The sequence below is a fragment of the Rhodococcus artemisiae genome (genome assembly GCF_036327795.1).
Taxonomy (GTDB): Bacteria; Actinomycetota; Actinomycetes; order Mycobacteriales; family Mycobacteriaceae; genus Rhodococcus; species Rhodococcus artemisiae.
Genome location: NZ_JAUTXY010000008.1, coordinates 154,635 through 175,383 on the forward strand (window position 1 = coordinate 154,635; position 20,749 = coordinate 175,383).

At 66.9% G+C, this 20,749-nt stretch carries 22 protein-coding genes; 19 read left to right on the plus strand and 3 right to left on the minus strand.

Going from position 1 to position 20,749, the window contains the following annotated elements; genetic code table 11:
• Window positions 1-40: 40 nt before the first annotated feature.
• Window positions 41-532, minus strand: coding sequence for a SixA phosphatase family protein (locus Q7514_RS18210; RefSeq protein ID WP_330134670.1), 492 nt, complete (start codon window positions 530-532; stop codon window positions 41-43).
• Between the two features lie 172 nt (window positions 533-704).
• Between Q7514_RS18210 and Q7514_RS18215 the strand changes: the two genes are divergently transcribed.
• From Q7514_RS18215 to Q7514_RS18235, 5 genes are all read left to right on the plus strand, one after another.
• Window positions 705-2,384: an FAD-dependent oxidoreductase gene (locus Q7514_RS18215; protein WP_330134761.1), complete on the plus strand. Its 1,680-nt coding sequence runs from the start codon at window positions 705-707 to the stop codon at window positions 2,382-2,384.
• 150 nt (window positions 2,385-2,534) lie between these two features.
• Window positions 2,535-4,055: a DHA2 family efflux MFS transporter permease subunit gene (locus Q7514_RS18220; RefSeq protein WP_330134671.1), complete on the plus strand. Its 1,521-nt coding sequence runs from the start codon at window positions 2,535-2,537 to the stop codon at window positions 4,053-4,055.
• A 104-nt stretch (window positions 4,056-4,159) separates the two neighbouring features.
• Window positions 4,160-4,600 (plus strand): Rieske (2Fe-2S) protein, encoded by a 441-nt coding sequence (locus Q7514_RS18225; protein ID WP_330134672.1) that lies wholly within the window; start codon window positions 4,160-4,162, stop codon window positions 4,598-4,600.
• A 48-nt stretch (window positions 4,601-4,648) separates the two neighbouring features.
• Window positions 4,649-5,017 (plus strand): YidH family protein, encoded by a 369-nt coding sequence (locus Q7514_RS18230; RefSeq protein WP_330134673.1) that lies wholly within the window; start codon window positions 4,649-4,651, stop codon window positions 5,015-5,017.
• Window positions 5,018-5,023: 6 nt separating this feature from the next.
• Window positions 5,024-5,341, plus strand: coding sequence for a DUF202 domain-containing protein (locus Q7514_RS18235; protein WP_330134674.1), 318 nt, complete (start codon window positions 5,024-5,026; stop codon window positions 5,339-5,341).
• Here the strand turns inward: Q7514_RS18235 and Q7514_RS18240 are convergent.
• The gene (locus Q7514_RS18240) at window positions 5,333-5,755 is read right to left on the minus strand and encodes a PaaI family thioesterase (RefSeq protein ID WP_330134675.1); all 423 of its coding nucleotides are present in this window, start codon (window positions 5,753-5,755) and stop codon (window positions 5,333-5,335) included. The two genes, Q7514_RS18235 and Q7514_RS18240, sit on opposite strands and share 9 nt — an antisense overlap.
• A 46-nt stretch (window positions 5,756-5,801) precedes the next feature.
• On the opposite strand from Q7514_RS18240, the gene Q7514_RS18245 reads away from it, so the two are divergent.
• From Q7514_RS18245 to Q7514_RS18285, 9 genes are all read left to right on the plus strand, one after another.
• A complete protein-coding gene (locus Q7514_RS18245; RefSeq protein ID WP_330134676.1) occupies window positions 5,802-6,731 on the plus strand; it encodes a LysR family transcriptional regulator in 930 nt (309 codons plus the stop codon).
• Window positions 6,732-6,851: 120 nt separating this feature from the next.
• Window positions 6,852-7,622, plus strand: coding sequence for an SDR family NAD(P)-dependent oxidoreductase (locus Q7514_RS18250; RefSeq protein ID WP_330134677.1), 771 nt, complete (start codon window positions 6,852-6,854; stop codon window positions 7,620-7,622).
• Window positions 7,623-7,705: 83 nt separating this feature from the next.
• A complete protein-coding gene (locus Q7514_RS18255) occupies window positions 7,706-8,497 on the plus strand; it encodes a TIGR03084 family metal-binding protein (RefSeq protein ID WP_330134678.1) in 792 nt (263 codons plus the stop codon).
• Window positions 8,494-10,221 carry an acyclic terpene utilization AtuA family protein gene (locus tag Q7514_RS18260; protein WP_330134679.1) on the plus strand — a complete coding sequence of 576 codons (1,728 nt, stop codon included), beginning with the start codon at window positions 8,494-8,496 and terminating at the stop codon, window positions 10,219-10,221. Before Q7514_RS18255 ends, Q7514_RS18260 begins: the two co-directional genes overlap by 4 nt.
• Window positions 10,218-11,366 carry an acyl-CoA dehydrogenase family protein gene (locus Q7514_RS18265; protein ID WP_330134680.1) on the plus strand — a complete coding sequence of 383 codons (1,149 nt, stop codon included), beginning with the start codon at window positions 10,218-10,220 and terminating at the stop codon, window positions 11,364-11,366. Before Q7514_RS18260 ends, Q7514_RS18265 begins: the two co-directional genes overlap by 4 nt.
• Window positions 11,363-12,961: an acyl-CoA carboxylase subunit beta gene (locus Q7514_RS18270; RefSeq protein WP_330134681.1), complete on the plus strand. Its 1,599-nt coding sequence runs from the start codon at window positions 11,363-11,365 to the stop codon at window positions 12,959-12,961. The genes Q7514_RS18265 and Q7514_RS18270 overlap by 4 nt, the downstream gene beginning before the upstream one ends.
• Window positions 12,962-12,978: 17 nt before the next feature.
• Window positions 12,979-15,015: an acetyl/propionyl/methylcrotonyl-CoA carboxylase subunit alpha gene (locus Q7514_RS18275; RefSeq protein WP_330134682.1), complete on the plus strand. Its 2,037-nt coding sequence runs from the start codon at window positions 12,979-12,981 to the stop codon at window positions 15,013-15,015.
• The gene (locus Q7514_RS18280; protein WP_330134683.1) at window positions 15,012-16,172 is read left to right on the plus strand and encodes an acyl-CoA dehydrogenase family protein; all 1,161 of its coding nucleotides are present in this window, start codon (window positions 15,012-15,014) and stop codon (window positions 16,170-16,172) included. Before Q7514_RS18275 ends, Q7514_RS18280 begins: the two co-directional genes overlap by 4 nt.
• 14 nt (window positions 16,173-16,186) lie before the next feature.
• Window positions 16,187-16,987: an enoyl-CoA hydratase family protein gene (locus Q7514_RS18285; RefSeq protein WP_330134684.1), complete on the plus strand. Its 801-nt coding sequence runs from the start codon at window positions 16,187-16,189 to the stop codon at window positions 16,985-16,987.
• Between the two features lie 32 nt (window positions 16,988-17,019).
• On the opposite strand, the gene Q7514_RS18290 is transcribed toward Q7514_RS18285, so the two are convergent.
• Window positions 17,020-17,556: a TetR/AcrR family transcriptional regulator gene (locus Q7514_RS18290; RefSeq protein WP_330134762.1), complete on the minus strand. Its 537-nt coding sequence runs from the start codon at window positions 17,554-17,556 to the stop codon at window positions 17,020-17,022.
• A gap of 103 nt (window positions 17,557-17,659) precedes the next feature.
• Between Q7514_RS18290 and Q7514_RS18295 the strand changes: the two genes are divergently transcribed.
• From Q7514_RS18295 to rpsG, 5 genes are all read left to right on the plus strand, one after another.
• Window positions 17,660-18,289: a TetR/AcrR family transcriptional regulator gene (locus Q7514_RS18295; protein ID WP_330134685.1), complete on the plus strand. Its 630-nt coding sequence runs from the start codon at window positions 17,660-17,662 to the stop codon at window positions 18,287-18,289.
• A 35-nt stretch (window positions 18,290-18,324) separates the two neighbouring features.
• Entirely contained in the window at window positions 18,325-18,858 is a 534-nt protein-coding gene (locus tag Q7514_RS18300; protein ID WP_330134763.1) for a DUF3558 domain-containing protein, read from the plus strand.
• A 62-nt stretch (window positions 18,859-18,920) separates the two neighbouring features.
• The gene (locus Q7514_RS18305) at window positions 18,921-19,445 is read left to right on the plus strand and encodes a DUF3558 domain-containing protein (RefSeq protein WP_330134686.1); all 525 of its coding nucleotides are present in this window, start codon (window positions 18,921-18,923) and stop codon (window positions 19,443-19,445) included.
• A 331-nt stretch (window positions 19,446-19,776) separates the two neighbouring features.
• Window positions 19,777-20,151 (plus strand): 30S ribosomal protein S12, encoded by a 375-nt coding sequence (gene rpsL / locus Q7514_RS18310; protein WP_132471708.1) that lies wholly within the window; start codon window positions 19,777-19,779, stop codon window positions 20,149-20,151.
• Window positions 20,151-20,621, plus strand: coding sequence for a 30S ribosomal protein S7 (rpsG, locus tag Q7514_RS18315; RefSeq protein WP_054714779.1), 471 nt, complete (start codon window positions 20,151-20,153; stop codon window positions 20,619-20,621). The genes rpsL and rpsG overlap by 1 nt, the downstream gene beginning before the upstream one ends.
• Window positions 20,622-20,749: the final 128 nt, after the last annotated feature.

Genomic DNA, 20,749 nt, shown 5'->3' on the forward strand with positions numbered 1-20,749 from the left:
TTTGAATGCGCCGCTCAGCGCGCTGTTTTGAATGCGCCGCTCAGCGCGCGATGTGAAAGTCGGTGAGTTCGGCACGGCCCGGCTCGAGGTCGTCCCAGCTGCCTCGAACGGTGAGGACCGCGAGCGCTGAGGTCGGAAACTTCTCGGAGAGTTGGTGGGCGATGTCGCTGCTGTGGTCGGTGGCCAGGCTCAATGCCGTCTCGGACAGTGACGGCTCGTGCCCGACCACGAGCAGAGTGTGAACATTCGGGTCCACCGAGCCGATCTCCGCGATGACGCCTGCGGGAGTGGCTCCGTAGAGTGCCGCGCGGTAGTCGACGGGTGCGTCGATCGTCGCTTCGGCGAGGGTCTTGCGCGTGCGTGTCGCGTCGGAGCACAGCACTGCGTCGATCTCAGGCAGGTTGGCTCGTATCCATCGACCGGCGAGACCTGCTTCTCGTCGGCCGCGTGGAGAGAGGGGGCGCTCGTGATCGTCCACGTCGTCCGGATACGCGGACTTCCCGTGGCGCAGCAAGATCAGGGTGCGGGTCATTGTTCCACCGTAGGGGCTGCATGCCCGAACCGGAACGCCGACGTCGACTTCCCGCTGCCCGCGCATCCCGTAGCACCTTGCGGAGCACACGAATGCGCGGCTACAGTCTAAGTAAATGTTACTGAGTGTTACATGAAACTTGGTTGCCGAGCCCGCACCGGAGGACATCGCCATGGCCTACGTCATCACCCAGACGTGCTGCAACGACGCGAGTTGCGTCGCCGTCTGCCCGGTCAATTGCATTCATCCGACCCCCGAAGAGCGTGAGTTCGGGGCGGCCGAGATGCTGCATATCGATCCGCAGACCTGCATCGACTGCGGTGCGTGCGCCGACGCCTGCCCGGTCGAAGCGATCCTTCCGGACGACAAGCTCGAACCCTCCCAGGCCCGCTTCCTCGAGATCAACGCCGACTACTATCGGACGCACCCCATGCCGGACGGCTGGAATCCTCTCGTGCCGACACCGGCTGCGCCGCGGGATCGCGGAACGTTGCGGGTCGCCGTCGTCGGCGCGGGCCCCGCAGCCTGTTACGCGGCGCAGGAACTGCTCGAGCGATCCGATGTCGAGGTCGAGATGTTCGATCGGCTGCCGACACCGTTCGGTCTGGTCCGCGCCGGCGTCGCGCCCGACCATCCCGGCACGAAGTCCGTCACCGAGTCGTTCGAGTGGTCCTTCCGCCGCGAAGCCTTCGCGCTGCACCTCGACACCGAGATCGGTCGTGACCTCACCCACGCGGAACTGCTCGACCACCACCACGCGGTGGTATACGCGGTGGGCGCCTCCTCCGACCGTCGTCTCGGCATTCCGGGCGAAGATCTCGCGGGGAGCCACGCCGCCACCGAGTTCGTCGCCTGGTACAACGGCCACCCCGACTACGCGGACCGCACCTTCGATCTGTCGGGCGAGCGCGCCGTCATAGTCGGCAACGGCAACGTCGCGATCGATGTCGCCCGCATCCTCACGATGGACGTCGACGAGCTCGCGCACACCGACATCGCCGACCACGCACTGGAGGCGCTGCGGCACAGCAAGATCCGCGAGGTCGTCCTCCTCGGTCGTCGAGGGCCCGCGCAAGCCGCGTACAGCAACCCCGAATTCCTCGCGCTCGGCGACCTGTCGGGGGTGGACGTCGTCATCGACGAATCCGACCTGGATCTCGACGAGGCCAGCGAACGTGCCGTCGCGGGCGATCCCGCCGTGGCGATGCGCGTGCAGCTCGCACGCGAGTACGCGGCGCGCGAGGTGCGGGAGGGCAATCGACGCATCGTCTTCCGCTACCACGCCGTCCCGGACGAGGTGCTCGGTGAGAACCGCGTGGACGGCATCCGTGTCGCGCGTACCGAGCTGGTCGAGAACTCCGAGGGTGCGCTCGTGGCGCTGGCGACGGACGACGTCGACGATGTGGATGCCGGCCTCGTGCTCCGGTCGATCGGCTATCGGGGCGTGCCCGTTCCCGGTCTGCCGTTCGACGACCGGCGCGCTGTCGTCCCCAATACCGAGGGCCGAGTCGAGACCGGCGTCTACGTCACGGGTTGGATCAAACGTGGACCGAGCGGCGTCATCGGCACCAACAAGGGGTGCGCAAAGGAGACCGTGGCCGCGCTGCTGGCCGATTTCGACTCCGGACGGCTGACGCAGCCGAAGGGTGACCGTCGGAGTCTCGGGAAACTTCTGGCCGCTCGGCGTCCCGACCGCGTCGACCTCGACGGGTGGCGGGCCATCGACGCTGCGGAACGCGCCGCCGGCCGCGCGAGCGATCGCCCCCGCATCAAGATCACGAACCGGGCGGCGCTCGTCGAACTCGGTCGTCGCCGTCGTCGCCTTCCCCTGATCGGAGCCGTGCGGCGATAAATCCGTTGGGCGCGTTGGCGCATCGTCGTTAAGATTGGCAAACGGTGCGCACGCGTTCCGGTATCTGCCACGACCACCGGCGCTCTCTCGCGCGGGCCTGCCACCTCGAATCCCGTCAGGCGGAAGCCTTTGCATTCATCGGAGTAGCCCATGACAGCGCCACCTGCAGGTTCTTCGGCCTCGGACACGAAACTCGACGCTGCAGTCCTGAAAATTGCGTCGGTGGTGGTGCTCGGTGCCATCATGTCGATCCTCGACGTCACCGTCGTCTCCGTCGCGCTTCCGACCTTCATGTCGGAATTCCAGGCGAGCTACGCGACGGTCGCATGGACGATGACCGGCTACACCCTCGCCCTTGCCAGTGTGATTCCTCTCACTGGATGGGCGGCCGATCGGTTCGGTACCAAGCGCCTCTACCTCACCGCTCTCGTTCTGTTCGTGGCCGGCTCGGTTCTGTGCAGCCTCGCGTGGGATGTCACCTCGCTGATCGGATTCCGCGTCCTCCAGGGCTTCGGCGGCGGCATGCTCATGCCCCTGGGCATGACGATCATGACGCGGGCAGCGGGGCCACAGCGCGTCGGTCGCGTCATGGCGGTCCTCGGTATCCCGATGCTCCTCGGTCCCATCGGCGGCCCCATCCTCGGTGGCTGGCTCATCGACGTGGCGAGCTGGCACTGGATCTTCCTCATCAACCTCCCGATCGGTGCCGTCGCGCTGATCACGGCCTTCGTCGTGCTCCCGAAGGATTCGCCGAAGAAGTCCGAATCGTTCGACTTCGTCGGCATGCTGTTGTTGTCGCCGGGCCTTGCGCTGTTCCTCTTCGGTGTGTCGTCGCTGCCGGAGACCGGCACGGCCGCGTCGGCTCGGGTCCTCGTCCCCGGCATCGTCGGGGTCGCGCTCATCGCCGCGTTCGTGTACCACGCGGTACGCACCGACCATCCGCTCATCGACCTGAGGTTGTTCAAGAACCGGCAGCTCACCTTCGCGGTGCTCACCATGACGGTGTTCGCGATCGGCTTCTTCGGTGCCGGACTGCTGTTCCCGAGCTACTTCTTGCAGGTGCACGGTGAAACCACACTCATGGCCGGACTCCTGCTCGCTCCGCAGGGCCTCGGTGCGATGCTCACGATGCCCATCGCCGGACAGCTCGTCGACCGCATCGGGCCGGGCAAGATCGTGCTCGTCGGCCTCGTGCTCATCATCGCGGGTATGTCGGTGTTCACGCAGGTCGGCGTCGACACCGGCTACCCGCTCCTGCTCGGGGCACTGTTCGTCATGGGTATGGGAATGGGCTGCACCATGATGCCGACGATGACAGCGGCCTTGCAGACGCTCACCGATCACAGCATCGCGCGTGGTTCGACGTTGATGAACATCGTTCAGCAGGCGGCGGGGTCGATCGGTACGGCCACGATGTCCGTGATCCTCACCAGCCGGATCATCGCTCCCGAGGGGGCACCGGAAGGAACGACCGGTCAGCCCGACGCAGAGATGCTCGCGCAGCTCCCGCCGGAGGTGCAACAGAGCGTCCTCGGTTCACTCGCCGATGCCTTCGGGGACACCTTCCTGGTGGCGATGCTCGTCATGGTGGTTGCGTTGATTCCCGCGGCGTTCCTGCCGCGCACGAAGTCGGCGCAGCCGACCGATCCGACGGCTGTCTCGATGCACTGAGTCGTGTACGAGGTGGACGGGGCCGTGACGCACGTCGCGGCCCCGTCGCGGTTGCGAGACTACCCTGAGCCGGGACATGTCAGCGATCGGAACGGACAGTGTGAATGAGTAGCGACCTCGCCCCGATGTCCCGGCGAGCCGTATTGTCGAGCGCAGGTACCGCCGTGGCGGCAGGGGCGCTGACCGCGTGCGGCGCGTCGACGTCGCAGGCGCCGGTGTCGGAGACCGTCGCGACCACGACCGTGCCGCCCGGACCGGACGCGGAGGTCGTCGCCGCCGCGGCCGACGTGCCCGTCGGCAGTGGTGTGTTCCTGGAAGGGAAGCGGCTCGTCGTCACCCAGCCGACGGCAGGCGATTTCCACGCGTTCGTCGCCATCTGCACCCATCAGGGGTGCAACATCACCGACGTCGAGGACGACCTGATCGTCTGCCGATGTCACGGCAGCAAATTCGCGCTCGACGGGGTCCCGGTGGCAGGGCCCGCTCAGAAACCGTTGAAGTCGCGTCCCGCGCAGATGCGTGGCACGGATGTGGTCGTCGGCTGAAGGGTCGCCGCGAGGTTGGGTGAACCGGAACCGGCTAGAGTCCGCCGTGTGAGACCGATACGACGAAACCGAAGGCCGCGGGCCCTGCGCGAGGGTATCGATCCGGACCCGCGGTTCACACTGGCCAACGAACGCACCTTTCTCGCGTGGATTCGGACCGCTCTCGGCCTCATTGCCGCGGCAGTGGCGCTCGAAACCTTCGCCGGCGAAGTCATCGATCCGGTTCTGCGCACGGTGCTCACGTGCGTGTTGCTGGTGTTCGCCGTCGTGCTCGTCGTGGCCGCGGTGATGCGCTGGATCCGCGTGGAGAGCGCGATGCGCTCGGGCCTGGCATTGCCGTTCCCCTGGATCGCGTATCTGCTCGCCGGGTTGCTGGCAGTTGCCGGGATCGTTCTGGCCGTGGCGATCGTGGTGTGATCGCGCGTGCGGCATGATGATCCAGGCCTTCAGCCCGAACGCAGTTCCCTCGCGTGGCTGCGCACGGAGGTCGTCCTCGGTGCGATCATCCTGGGTTTCATGCGACTGGCTCCGGGGCCGGGGCCAGTGGTGGCGACGATCGGGCTGGTGTGCCTGGTGCCGGTGCTGGTGCTGTTGTTCACCGCGCGGGAAGGGCACCACGCGCGAGTGCGCGCAATGGAGCGCGGCAGCGGCACCTATTTTCTGTGGCGCAACCTGCTGCTCGCCGGCACTGTTGCAGCGCTCGGGAGTTGTGCTCTGGCCCTGATACTGCTCTCAGCGTGAAACCTCGATCAGCCGGGCGCCGCCCTGGGCCGCCGCGCACACCTTCTCGGAGCCGTCCTCTGCGACCACGACGATCTCGCATCGGCACAGTCCTTGGCGTTTCGTGGATTCCACGACGTGGGCGTGGGCGCGCAGCAGAGTGCCCTGTGCGGGACGCAGATAGTCGATGGTGAAGCCCGTCGTGACGATCGACGGTCCGAGCGCGGTGCCGGCGGCGAACGTGATCGCGTTGTCCGCTGCATACGACAGGACTCCGCCGTGTGCGAACCCGAACTGCTGAAGCAGTTCGGATCGCAGCGGTATCTCGAGCGACACCCCGTCCGGGCCGTAGGCCGACAGGCGTGCGCCGATCAGCGTGCTGAACGGTTGCGCGGCGAGGACGTCCCGGGCCTGGTCGATACCGAATGACGACATGCCCGCATTCTGCCTCAGAGGCCTAGCCCTGACATATCGTTCCTGTATGACCGAATGGCCGGATCTCGCAGCACTGGAGCTTCTCGTCGGCATCGACGACCACGGAGGCCTCGGGGCAGCGGCCCGAACGGTGGGGATCGCACAACCGAATGCGACGCGATCGGTCCGGCGTCTCGAGAAGCAATTGGGTGCCGTGCTCGTGAAGCGCGGCCGGTCCGGGTCGGTCCTCACCCCGGAGGGCACGGTGGTCGCGCACTGGGCCAGGGAGGTTCTCACCGGCGCGCACCGACTGCTCGACGCGGCTGCGGCCTTGAGCGCCGAACATCATCCCGAACTCGTCGTCGCGTCCTCGATGACCGTCGCGGAACACCTGATCCCGCGATGGCTCGGTGCGTTCCGCGCGGTCCATGATGACGTTCAGATCCAACTGCAGGTGCACAACTCGATGCAGGTGTGCGACATCGCGGCGGCCGGGGGGTGCGACGTCGGGTTCGTCGAAGGGCCCAGCGTCCCCACCGGCCTGCAGAGTGTGGAAGTCGCGCGCGACGAGCTGGTCGTCGTGGTGGCACCGGGTCATCCGTGGGCGCGTCGCCGTCGACCGCTCACCGTGGCCGAACTCGCCGCAACACCGTTGGTGGTCCGTGAAGAGGGATCCGGCACGCGCCGCACACTCGATCTCGCACTGCAGGAGTACACACGACCGGCCCCGCTGCTCGAACTCGGCAGCGGCGCAGCGGTGCGGACGAGTGCGCTCGGCGGCGTCGGGCCCGCGGTGCTCAGCAACCTTGCCGTCGCCGACCATGTCGAGACGGGCCAATTGAGGGTGGTGGCGGTCGAGGAACTCGACCTGTCCCGGGTACTGCGTGCGGTGTGGCGACCTCCACGCGTGCTCGAGGGACTCGCCGGCGAACTCCTGCGCATGATCGTCCGATCCCGGCAGGCCGGACCAGTTCGGGGCCGCACCACCGGAACGTGACGTGCGGCCGTTCCGGACTGCCGGCAGGAATGACCGCTGTGCGGGACTCGCTCTCGATACCCGCTGATCGGTCGGTACGTTCACGGCAGCTCGCATCGACCGCAATCGAGAGGATGCTGCATGGAGAACGGCGAGAGTCCTCGGAGGACCGTACTGGTGACCGGCGGGACGGGTGGGATCGGCGCGGAGATCTGCCGCTCGTTCGCTGCCGATGGGTATGACGTCGCCTTCACATTTCGTAGTCGGGCCCAGATCGCCGAGCGGCTGGCCGGAGACCTCACCGATCTCGGAGCGACGGTCGCATATGACTCTCTGGATCTGACAGATCCGGACGCGACTGCCCGGTGGGTCGGCTCCGCGACGGAGAGTTTCGGCGGATTCGACACGATCGTGCACAGTGCGGGACCGCATATTCCGATGGTGCACCTGTCGGTGGTGTCGCCTGCTCGGTTCGGCGCGGCCGTCGATGCCGAGGCGAAGGCCTTTTTCAATCTGATCTTCGCGGCGCTGCCCGAGCTCCGTCGATCGTCCGGATCTGTCGTCGCGGTGACGACGGCGGCGACGACCCGCTACCCGGTGCGCGATGGGCTGTCCGCGGGTCCGAAGGCCGCGGTCGAGTCGCTCATACGCGGATTCGCCGCAGAGGAAGGGCGCTTCGGAGTCCGCTTCAACTGCGTCGGGCCGGGCATGCTGGTCGACGGGATGGCCGATCGACTCATCTCCTCGGGCGAGCTCGACGACCACGCCCTCGACGTGGCCAAGGCCGACATCCCCCTACGCAGATTCGGGACGGCCATCGATATCGCCGAGGCGGTGCTGTTCCTCGCGTCGGAGAAGGCCGGGTTCATCACCGGTCAGAAGCTCGATGTGGACGGCGGCTACGGAGTCTGACAGTGGCAGGGGTGAGATGATCACTTCCCACAAAACAATCATGCGTGCTTGATTTTATGGATGCGGCATGTGACGCTGATCGCATGGCGGACTTGCCCGAACTCTTCGACGATCTGCGCGCCGAAGGTGCTGCCCTCGACGCCCTCGTGGCCGACCTGTCCGACGACGACTGGCGGCGCCCCACCCCGGCGGCCGGATGGACCGTGGCGCACCAGATAGGCCACCTGCTGTGGACCGACCGCGCGGCACTCACCGCGGTCGACACCCCCGACTCTTTCGTCGCCGAACTCGAAAACGTCACCGACCCCACTGCATTCGTGGACGAAGGTGCCGCCGAGTATGCTGCGCTGCCGCCTCAGGAGTTACTCGCCGACTGGCGTCGGTGTCGCGAATCCCTCGGCCGTGCTCTCTCCGAGGTCTCGGCGGGGGTGAAGATTCCGTGGTACGGACCACCCATGTCGGCGGCCTCGATGGCGACGGCGCGGCTCATGGAGACCTGGGCGCACGCAGGTGATGTCGCGGCTGCGCTCGGGGCGGCGCCCCGGCCGACACGGCGCCTGCGGCACGTCGCGCACCTCGGTGTCCGCACCCGCGACTTCGCCTTCGTGATCAACGATCGTGCGGTTCCGGTCGAGCCGTTCCACGTCGAACTCGCCGCACCCGACGGTGGCACCTGGGAGTGGGGGCCGGCCGATGCCGCGCAATCGGTGACCGGGCCCGCTGAGGACTTCTGCCTGCTCGTCACCCAGCGCGTGCACCGCACCGACACCGCGCTCGTCGCGCACGGCCCGGACGCCGATGCCTGGCTCGACATCGCGCAGGCATTCGCAGGGCCGCCAGGGTCCGGACGCGAACAGGGTGGGGGAGCGCAATGAACCGGCAGCGACCCGCCGTGGTGCGGATCGGTAACTGCTCCGGCTTCTACGGAGACCGCCTGTCGGCGATGCGCGAGATGCTCGAGGGCGGCGAACTCGACTATCTCACCGGCGACTATCTCGCGGAACTGACCATGCTGATTCTCGGCCGCGACCGCATGAAGGATCCCGCGGCGGGCTACGCCAAGACCTTCCTGCGCCAAGCCGAGGAGTGCATGGGTCTCGCGCTGGACAAGGGTGTCCGCCTCGTCGCGAATGCAGGCGGCCTCAACCCCGCGGGTCTCGCTGCCGCGTTGCGAGATCTCGCGGGCACGCTCGGTCTCGCTCCGCGCATCGCCCACGTCGAAGGTGACGACCTCATCGCCCGCGTCGACGAACTCGGCCTGACCACCGATCCTCCGCCGCTCACCGCGAACGCGTATCTCGGTGCGTGGGGGATCGTCGACTGCCTGAACGCGGGCGCCGACATCATCGTTACCGGACGCGTCACCGACGCCTCCGTCATCGTCGGTCCCGCCGCGGCCCACTTCGATTGGGCACGAGACGAGTTCGATGCGCTCGCGGGCGCCGTTGCTGCGGGACACGTCATCGAGTGCGGTACCCAGGCGACCGGCGGCAACTACGCATTCTTCACCGGAATCGACAACCTCGACCGCCCGGGATTCCCGATCGCCGAGATCGAGGCGGACGGCTCGTCGACAATCACCAAACACCCCGGAACCGGTGGCGCTGTCACCGTGGGAACTGTCACAGCGCAATTGCTGTACGAGGTCACGGGCGGACGCTACGCGGGGCCGGATGTGACCACGCGCATCGACACTGTCCACCTCGAACAGGTCGGATCCGACCGCGTGAAGCTCACGGGAGTGCGGGGCGAGGCGCCGCCTCCCACGCTCAAGGTGTGCCTCAACGCGCTCGCGGGATTCCACAACCAGGTCGAGTTCGTCCTCACCGGCCTCGACGTCGAAGCCAAGGCACAACTCATGCGGCGCCAGGTGGAGGCGAACCTGCCGACCCGCCCCGCTGAAGTGGAATGGGCGCTCGCCCGCACCGACCACCCCGATGCGGACACCGAGGAAGCTGCGAGTGCGCTGCTGCGCTGCACGGTGCGTGATCCCGACCCGAAGGTCGTCGGACGCGGATTCACTGCGACTGCGGTGGAGTTCGCCCTCGCCGGGTATCCCGGATTGTCGCTGACTGCGCCCCCCGGCCCCGGAAGTGCCTACGGCGTGTACACCGCGGGGTACGTCGATGCCGCCGATGTTCCGCATGTGGCCGTGCTACCGGACGACACCCGCGTCGAGGTGCCGCCGGCCGACCGGACCAGCGCACTCGACGCACTCGTCGCCCCCGACCTGCCCACTCCCTGGCCGGATGGCCCCACCCGCCGCGGACCGCTCGGAGCGGTGGCAGGTGCGCGCAGTGGAGACAAGGGTGGCGACGCCAACATCGGTGTGTGGGTACGCAGTGAGGACGAATGGCGTTGGTTGGCAAACACTCTCACCGTCGACCTCATCAAGACTCTCCTTCCCGAAACCGCACCGCTGAACGTCACGCGCCACCTGCTGCCGAATCTGCGGGCCGTCAACTTCGTGATCGAAGGCATCCTCGGCCGCGGTGTGGCATCCCGCGCGAGATTCGACCCGCAGGCCAAGGGGCTCGGCGAATGGCTGCGGGCGCGCCACCTCGAAATCCCGATCGACTTCCTGGAGGAACACACGTGAGCATCTGGAACAGTCCCGAGCGCCGTGCATTGCGCGAGACCGTCACCGGCTTCGTCGAACGCGACGTCCTGCCGCATCTCGACGAATGGGAGCGCGACGGCGAACTTCCCCGTGAACTCCACAAGAAGGCGGCTGCGCTCGGGCTACTCGGCGTCGGCTTTCCCGAAGAGGTCGGTGGCTCCGGCGGAGACAGCGCCGACACCCTCACCGTGTGCGAGGCATTCCACGAGGCCGGAGCCTCCGGCGGCGCATTCGCGTCGTTGTTCACCTGTGGTATCGCTCTACCCCATCTGATCGCCGCAGGTGACCCGGACCAGATCGACCGATGGGTGAAGCCCACGCTCGCGGGTGAGCTCATCGGGTCGCTCGCAATCACCGAGCCCGGCGGCGGCTCCGACGTCGGGAACCTGACCACCACCGCGGTGCGCGACGGCGACCACTACATCGTCAACGGCGCGAAGACGTACATCACGTCCGGCTGCCGCGCCGACTTCGTCGTCACCGCCGTCCGGACCGGCGGACCGGGTGCTGGTGGCGTCTCACTGCTCGTGGTCGAAAAGGGAACACCGGGCTTCACGGTCTCCCGCAAACTCGACAAGATGGGCTGGCGCGCCTCCGACACGGCCGAACTGTCCTTCGTCGACGTTCGCGTATCGGCTACCAACCTCGTGGGCGCCGAGAACTCGGGCTTCGTCCAGATCGCCCAGGGCTTCGTGTCCGAGCGCATCGCGCTTGCCGCCCAGGCATACTCGGGCGCCCAGCGGTGCCTCGACCTCACGGTCGCGTGGTGCCGCGACCGGGAGACGTTCGGTCGACCGTTGATCACCCGGCAAGCAGTGCAGCGCACCCTGTCCGACATGACGCGCCGGATCGACGTCGCCCGGGTCTACTCACGGGTAGTCGTGGAGCGGGCGCTCGGAGGAGACCAGGACCTCATCGCCGAGGTGTGCTTCGCGAAGAACACCTCGGTCGAAGCAGGGGAGTGGGTGGCACACCAGGCGGTCCAATTGTTCGGCGGGCTCGGCTACATGGCCGAGTCCGAAGTGGAACGCCAATACCGCGACATGCGTATTCTCGGCATCGGCGGTGGCACCAGCGAGATCCTCATCGAACTCGCCGCGAAACGATTGCGGTACCACGGATGAGTACATCGGCCTCCATTGTCGACCCCAGGTCCGCCGACTACGGTGCTGCCGCCGACGCGATGCGCGCCCGGCTCGTCGAGATCGATGGCGAACACGCCAAGGCGCTCGCGGGCGGTGGCGAGAAGTACGTCCGACGCCACCACGATCGCGGCAAGCTCCTGGCGCGAGAGCGGATCGAGCTGCTGATCGACCCCGACTCGCCGTTCCTCGAACTCTCGCCTCTTGCGGCCTGGGGAACCGAATTTCCCGTGGGCGCCGGCGTGGTCACGGGTATCGGCGTCGTCGAGGGTGTCGAATGTGTGATCGTCGCCAACGACCCGACCGTGCGTGGCGGCACCAGCAACCCGTGGACCCTTCGGAAGAGCTTGCGTGCCAACGATATCGCGCTGCAGAACCGAATGCCCCTGATTTCGCTGGTGGAATCGGGTGGTGCAGATCTGCCCACACAGAAGGAGGTGTTCATCCCCGGTGGACGCCTCTTCCGTGATCTCACCCGGCTGTCCGCCGCCGGTATCCCGACCGTCGCCCTGGTCTTCGGCAACTCCACTGCGGGCGGTGCCTACATCCCGGGCATGTCGGATCACGTCGTCATGATCAAGGAACGCTCGAAGGTGTTCCTGGCGGGGCCTCCGCTCGTGAAGATGGCCACGGGCGAGGAATCGGACGACGAGACACTCGGTGGCGCCGAGATGCACGCCCGCACGTCCGGCCTCGCCGACTACTTCGCGGTCGACGAACACGACGCGCTACGAATCGGGCGCAGTATCGTGCGGCGGCTCAACCACCGCAAGCAGGGCCCCGCGGCCGTGCCGAACGTGCCCGAACCCCGGTACGACGCCGAGGAACTGCTCGGGATCGTCCCCGACGACCTCAAGCGCCCCTTCGATCCACGCGAGGTGATCGCCCGGATCGTCGACGACTCCGACTTCGACGAGTTCAAACCCCTGTACGGGTCGTCGCTCGTGACAGGGTGGGCGCAACTGCACGGATTCCCTGTGGGCATCCTCGCCAACGCCCGCGGCGTGCTGTTCAGTGAGGAATCGCAGAAGGCCGCGCAGTTCATCCAACTCGCCAACCGCGCGAACACGCCACTGTTGTTCCTGCACAACACCACCGGCTACATGGTGGGCCGGGAGTACGAGGAACGCGGGATGATCAAACACGGCGCGATGATGATCAACGCGGTCGCCAACTCGACCGTGCCGCATATCTCGATCCTGCTCGGCGCCTCGTACGGCGCGGGGCACTACGGGATGTGCGGTCGCGCCTTCGACCCACGGTTCCTCTTCGCATGGCCGAGTGCGCGGTCCGCGGTGATGGGTGGCGCACAACTCGCCGGTGTCATCTCGATCGTCGGCCGCGCCGCTGCCGAGGCCCGCGGCCAGGCGTTCGACGAGGCGGCGGACGCCGCGATGCGCGCCGCGATCGAGAATCAGATCGAGGCCGAATCGCTGCCGATGTTCCTGTCGGGCCGCCTGTACGACGACGGGATAATCGATCCGCGCGACACCCGCACCGTGGTGGGCATGTGCCTCTCGGCCATCGCCACCGCACCGATCGAAGGCGCCGACGGCTTCGGCGTCTTCCGGATGTGAGGCAGACAGTGCGAGATGTGAAACACACAGGGAACGACACGACCTTCGACACCGTGCTCGTAGCCAACCGAGGAGAGATCGCCCGCCGGGTGTTCGTGTCGTGCCGTCGCGCGGGTCTCAGCACCGTCGCGGTGTTCTCCGACGCCGACTCCGGGAGTCCGCACGTCGCCGATGCCGACGCCGCAGTCCGGCTTCCGGGCGTCGCACCGTCCGAGACGTATCTGCGGGGCGATGCCGTCATCGCCGCCGCGCACGCAGCGGGAGCGGACGCGATCCATCCCGGATACGGATTCCTCTCCGAGAACTCCGATTTCGCGCAGTCGGTCGTCGACGCAGGTCTGGTGTGGATCGGACCGCGCCCCGACTCCATTTCCAGGATGGGGTCGAAGGTCGAGGCGAAGAAGCTCATGGCCGACGCCGGGGTCCCGGTCCTCGCGGAACTCGACCCGGCCCGAGTCACCGACGCCGATCTGCCGGTGCTCATCAAGGCCTCCGCCGGTGGTGGCGGACGCGGCATGCGGATCGTGCGGTCGGCGGATGAACTGTCCGCGCAACTCGACGCCGCCCGCCGTGAAGCGGAATCGGCATTCGGCGATCCGACGGTGTTCTGCGAGCGCTATCTCGAAACCGGCCGGCACATCGAGGTGCAGGTTCTCGCCGATCGGTACGGTACCGTGTGGACCGTCGGTGAGCGGGAATGTTCCATTCAGCGCAGGCACCAGAAGGTCGTCGAGGAAGCGCCTTCTCCACTGGTCGACTCGGTTCCGGGCATGCGCGAGAACCTCTTCGCCGCCGCCCGCCGCGCCGCCGAAGCCATCGGCTACGAAGGTGCGGGCACTGTCGAGTTCCTCGCATCCGGTGAATCGGGGGAGTTCTACTTCCTCGAGATGAACACCCGCCTGCAGGTCGAGCACCCCGTCACAGAATGCGTGACCGGCCTCGACCTGGTCGACCTGCAACTGCAGATCGCCGCAGGAGGTCGACTCGCTCCAGAACCGCCCCCGGTCCGTGGGTATTCGATCGAGGTCCGGCTCTACGCCGAGGACCCCGCCCACGACTGGCAGCCGCAGACCGGTGTCGTGCACCGGATCGCGGTACCGGGAACTGATACCGAATTCGGGGTACTGCGCAGTACCGGGATACGTCTGGACTCCGGCGTCGTCGACGGGTCGCACGTGGGGATCCACTACGACGCGATGCTCGCCAAGGTGATCTCCTACGCACCGACGCGGACTCAGGCTGCGCGGTTGCTTGCCAAAGCGCTCGTGGGAGCCGAGATCCACGGCGTCCGCACGAACCGCGACCTACTGGTCAACGTCCTGCGGCATCCCGCGTTCCGTGCGGGAGACACCGACACCGCGTTCTTCACCACGCACGGTCTCCCCGCGCTCTCGGAACCGGTCGCGACCCCGGAGGCGGAGGCGATCTCGGCTCTCGCCGCCGCCCTCGCGGATTCCGAACGCAACCGCGCCGCCGCAACGGTCGATGCGGGACTGCCCACCGGATGGCGAAATCTGACGTCGGCGCCGCAGGTCAAGACGTTCACCGGGATCCACGGTGAGCACGAGATCCGCTACCGCCGTGCTCGGAACGGGCTGGTAGCCGACGATTTCACGGACGCCGTCGCCGTCGAATTCGCAGCCGACCGTGTCGTCCTCGACCGAGGCGGGATTCGCCGTGAGTTTGTCGTCGCCCGGTACGGCGACACCGTATACGTCGACTCGTCTCTCGGGCCTGTGCGACTGGACGTGGTGCCCCGATTCACCGACCCTGCATCGCACCGCCCGGTGGGTTCACTGCTCGCTCCGATGCCGGGATCGGTGATCAGATTGGGTGCGGCCGTCGGCGACACCGTCGCCGCAGGCCAGCCCGTCCTGTGGCTCGAGGCGATGAAGATGGAGCACACCGTCACCGCGCCCGGAGCCGGGACGCTCACCGAACTCAACGTCGACGTCGGTTCGCAGGTCGATGTAGGTGCAGTGCTGGCCGTGGTGTCCAGCGAAGATCAGCCGTCGGACGAAGAACAATCCGCAACCTCAGGAGTAGGCGAATGATCGTCACCGAATCCGAAGAACAGCAGGCACTCCGATCGTCCGTAGCGGCTCTGGCGCAGCGCTACAACTACGTCGACTATGTGCTGCCGAAATCGCGCAGGCACGAGCCTCTGACCGAACTGTGGTCGGAAGCATCGAAACTCGGATTCCTCGGCGTGAACCTTCCCGAGGAATACGGCGGCGGCGGGGCCGGGATCTACGAATTGGCCCTGGTGCAGGAGGAACTCGCCGCGCACGGATGCGGCCTCCTGCTCGTAGTGGTGTCGCCGGCCATCTGCGGAACAATCATCTCCAAGTACGGCACCTCCGGCCAGAAGGAGCAGTGGTTGCCCGGACTCGCCGACGGATCGAAGATCATGGCCTTCGGAATCACCGAAGCCGACGCGGGTTCCAACTCCCACAAGATCGGAACCGTTGCCAAGCGTGACGGCGACGACTGGATCCTGTCGGGCAACAAGGTGTTCATCTCCGGCGTCGACCAGGCGGACGCCGTACTCATCGTCGCGCGCACCGAGGATGCCGCCAGCGGTAAGCTCCGTCCCGCACTGTTCATCGTGCCGACCGAGACCGCCGGGTTCGTCAGGACCCCGATGGAGATGGACATCATCGAACCCGACCGCCAGTTCGCTCTCTTCCTCGACGACGTCCGCCTTCCCTCGAACGCACTCGTGGGCGAACCCGATGCGGCGCTCGCGCAGTTGTTCGCCGGACTCAATCCCGAACGCATCCTCGGTGCAGCAATGGCTGTCGGTATGGGCCGCTACGCGCTCGATGCCGCGGTGAAGTACGCGAACGAGCGGACCGTGTGGAAGACGCCCATCGGTGCGCATCAGGGAATCGCACATCCCTTGGCGCAGCGCAAGATCGAAGTGGAACTGGCCAAGTTGATGATGCAGAAGGCCGCATCGCTCTACGACAGTGGCGACGACTTCGGTGCCGCGGAGGCCGCGAACATGGCCAAGTACGCGGCGGGTGAGGCTGCGATCGCGAGCCTGGACCAGGCCATCCAGACTCATGGCGGAGGAGGGCTCACCCAGGAGTACGGACTCGCGGCGATGCTCGGTGCCGCCAGGATTGCGCGGGTGGCCCCCGTCAGTCGCGAGATGATCCTGAACTTCGTGTCGCAGCACTCGCTGGGACTGCCACGCTCATACTGAGACAGGGGAACTCGATGACGTCCACCGAACCTGCGGATCCGTTCGTTCACTACGACGTCGCGCACGGTGTCGCGACACTGACATTGGACTCGCCGCACAACCGCAACGCCCTGTCGTCGACCCTGATACGTCAACTGCGGCAAGGGCTCGCTGACGCGGCCGCGGACCCTCACGTGCGCTCGATCGTCCTCACACACGCCGGCGGAACATTCTGTGCCGGAGCGGATCTTCGTGAGGCCGGCCGGGCCGGTTCGGGGGGGACACCGGACGTAGCGGCCGCGGACCGGACACATCAGATGATCGACCTGCTGCGACAGATCCTCGAAACACCCAAACCCGTTGTCGGGCAGATCGACGGCCATGTCCGGGCCGGAGGGATGGGGATCGTCGGTGCGTGCGACGTCGTTGTCGCGGGCCCGCGCACCACGTTCGCCCTCACCGAGGCGCGTCTGGGGCTGGCTGCCTCGATCATCTCCCTCACGGTGTTGCCGCGACTGTCGCCACGGGCAGCCTCGCGGTATTTCCTCACCGGGGAGCGCTTCGGCCCGGAAGTGGCCCTCGCACATGGGCTGGTGACGATCGCCGCCGACGACCCCGCCGACACCGTCGCGGAACTGCTCGCCGAGTTCCGCGAGTGCTCACCACAGGGGCTCGCGGAGTCGAAGCGGCTGCTCACCCGGCAGATCCTCGAGGAGTTCGATCGGCACAGCGGTGACCTCGCCGCACAATCGGCCCGGCTGTTCGGTTCGGATGAGGCGGTCGAGGGGATGACCGCCTTCCTTCAGCGGCGACCACCGTCGTGGGCCAGGCCGTGACGAACCGGTCGCCGATCCTCGGTCTGTCGGACTCAGGGCTCCGAGGTGGCAAGCAGCTCGCGCAGAATTCGTTCGAGTCCCCACCGCAGCGTGTCCGGTTCGGGCAGCGGCACCGTCTGCTGATACCCGACGAGGCAGTAGAGCGCCGTGCGAGCGAAGCCCTCGGCTACGGCACTTGCGCCCAGGATGGCCGACGTGGCCTCCACCACCACCAGATACCGCTGGTAATCGACGGTGGCCTGCACCGAACGCACCTCCGCGTCGGTGTGCGCCCATCCTCGGATCGACGATTCGGCACTGTGGGGGAGCCCGCACGCGAATTCGATCAGCATCTCGAGGCGCCGGACCGGGGAGGCTTCGAGGCGCGCCGTCGCGACGAGCCGGATCGTCTGCCGTTCGAGCCAGTTCTCGAGAAACTCCTTGCGGAACTGCGCCCAGCTGGCGAAGTAGTTGTAGAACGACCCCGTGGTGACGTCGAGGTGTGCACACAATTGAGCCTGCTTGAGCGCCCCGTAATCGTTCGACGAGAGAAGTTCGATCGCAGCGTCGAAATAGTCCTCGCGTCTCACCAACGTCGCCACAGTGAAACTGCCCTTCTGTCTCGTCCTGGGGTACGAGTGTACGGAGCCGTGATGTCCACAGACGGTCTCGGGACCAGGAGAATGCACTTCGATGACGCGCGAACCGAAGCAGGACCGAAGCAGAGCGACACGTCTACGCCTGCTCGAGGCCACCATCGACACTCTGGCCGAATCCGGCTGGGCTGCGACTACGGTCGGAGTCGTCGCGCAGCGCGCGGGGGTCTCGCGCGGCGCAACGCAACACCACTTCCCGACCCGGGAGGACCTCATCACCGCGGCGCTCGAGTACATGTTCGACAGTCGTATGGATCAGGTCCGCGATGAGAACCTCGACGTCGTTTCCGGCGTCGCGCACACCGAGCGGGTGGTCGCGGGCCTCATCGAGCAGTACTCCGGAACCCTGTTCAAGGCGGCGTTGCAGGTGTGGACGGCGGCCGCCGCCGATCCCGCTCTGCGTGAACGCATCGTTCCCCTCGAAGAGCGGTTCGGACGGGTCGCGCACCGTGCCGCGATCGAACAGCTCGGTGCCGATGATTCCGACCCCGTCGTCCACCGCATGGTCCAGGCGACCCTCGACCTGGCACGTGGACTGGGTCTCGCGGATGTGCTGACCGACGATTCGCGCCGACGCGCCGAGATCGTGCGGCATTGGGCGGCTCAGCTCGACGCCATCCTGGTCGATGCGCGAGGTCGACAAGCGAGCGGACGCACGGCTGGGTAGTGTCTGTGCACATGCCTGTCGAGGGGAACGGGAGGATGCCGACGATCGTGGCGATGGCCGCGCTCGCCGCGGTGTTCGTGACGGGGTGCGGATCATCGGACGATGACGCGCGCGGTGGCGCCCCGGAGACCACGGCGCTACAGGTCACCGAACCCGGGCCGTTCTTCGGCGAGTGCGGTTCGATCTCGGACGACGAGGTCGAAGCGGCCTTCGCGCTGGGAGAGTTCTCCGCGGTCACCCGGAACTCTGTGGGATGCGAGTGGGAGACCTACGTCGGTGGCCCGAGCGTGAGTTTCTCGTGGTATCGGGGCAGCCCGATCGGCCGTGAGCGTGCGGGTTCGGATCTGATCGGCCGGCCTGCGGCGGACGTCGAGGTCGGCGGCCGTCCCGGATTCATGGGGTCCGCTCAGAACGAACTGGGCCAGACCGTCCTGTGTGAGATCGGTGTGGATTTCGGTGGCGATTTCATCCACTGGTCTGTGACGTACGCGAACTTCACGCCTACGGCCGACTCCTGTGCCGTAGCGCGGGACCTCGCCGAACTCAGCGTGGAGAGGGCACAGTCATGAGAGCGGACGTGCACACGAACCGCGGCTCGCACCCGGCCTCCGTGCGCCCCAGGTCTCGTCGCATGGCCCTGAGCCTCGTCATGCTCTGCACCACCCTGCTGCTGGTCGCCGGATGCGCGCGCAGCATCGAAGGCCGCGCGGTGCCGCAGGGCGCGGGCGGCGGGCCGGGGCTGTCAGCGGAGTTCACGAAGTTGCTCACCGAGTGCGACGCCGTCGCCGACGACAAGATCGCGGAGACGGTGGGTGCGGCAGCGGTGTACCGAGGGTTCTTCGGCGCCATCTGCCGCTGGGAGGGGGACGGCCCGGCGGGCGTAGTGAAGGTCACGTTCAATTGGTTCGAGACCGGGTCGCTCGATCATGAACGCAAGGCGGGTGAGGAACTCGGCTACACGGTCGAGAACACCACCGTCGAAGGCAGGCGGGCCCTGCAGATGCGCAGGCCGAACGACCCGATGTCCTGTGGTGTTTCCGCCGGCGCAGCGACCACAGGGATCTTCGGATGGTGGGTGCAATACACGGCCGCCGGCACGGACCCGTGTGAGGCTGCTGCTACGTTGGCACGGCTCACCCTCAACCTCAGCAGTTGACTTCTCGCTCTCGCCGCGCGACGTGCGCGGTCATTCGTCGCGTCTCGCTTTGACCGCATGCGCCGCCGCCGGGTATCGTTGTGGGTCGTGTCCGGCATGCCCGGACCGATCTGTGTGCCTATGCGAGGCGATGCCGTACGCGCGGTCTGTAGATACCTGCAGGTGCGAGTCCCCGGCTGCCTGTGTGGGGGTACGCGACACACCCGACCTCGTGTGCGCACGGGGTGCGAGTGCGGGGCAGTTGCTTCCTTGCCCCAACCGATGGATCCCTAATTTCAGAACAGCCAGTGTTGCTCGCCTGAGCAGCTCCAGACAACGAGAAAGCCGATAGATGCCAACTATCAATCAGCTGGTCCGCAAGGGTCGCCGCGACAAGACCGCCAAGGTCAAGAGCGCGGCCCTGAAGGGCAGCCCGCAGCGTCGTGGCGTGTGCACCCGCGTGTACACCACCACCCCGAAGAAGCCGAACTCGGCGCTTCGTAAGGTTGCTCGTGTGCGCCTGACCAGTTCTGTCGAGGTCACCGCTTACATTCCGGGCGAGGGCCACAACCTCCAGGAGCACTCGATGGTGCTCGTGCGTGGCGGTCGTGTGAAGGACCTCCCCGGTGTTCGTTACAAGATCATCCGTGGCTCCCTCGACACCCAGGGTGTCAAGGGCCGCAAGCAGGCACGTAGCCGCTACGGAGCGAAGAAGGAGAAGGGCTGATGCCACGTAAAGGACCCGCTCCGAAGCGCCCCCTCATCGCCGATCCGGTCTACGGTTCGCCGCTGGTCACCCAGCTCGTGAACAAGATCCTCCTGGACGGCAAGAAGTCCACGGCCGAGCGCATCGTCTACCAAGCACTCGAGCAGGCTCGCGAGAAGACCGGCACCGATCCGGTCGTCACGCTCAAGCGCGCGCTCGACAACGTCAAGCCCGCACTCGAGGTGCGCAGCCGTCGCGTCGGTGGCGCCACCTACCAGGTGCCGGTCGAGGTTCGCCCCGGCCGTTCCACCACGCTGGCGCTGCGCTGGCTCGTCACCTTCTCGCGTCAGCGTCGCGAGAAGACCATGGTCGAGCGTCTCGCCAACGAGCTTCTCGATGCGAGCAACGGCCTCGGTGCTGCTGTGAAGCGTCGCGAGGACACGCACAAGATGGCTGAAGCCAACAAGGCGTTCGCGCACTACCGCTGGTGAGTCGACGCCGGTCGGGTGGATCATCGAATGTTCCCCCGACCGGCTGCTCGCACATCTGTGTCGGTCCCGTAAAGGCCGGCTGACATCATAAGAAATGTGGTCCGCACCCAAGGGCCGACACGAGCTAC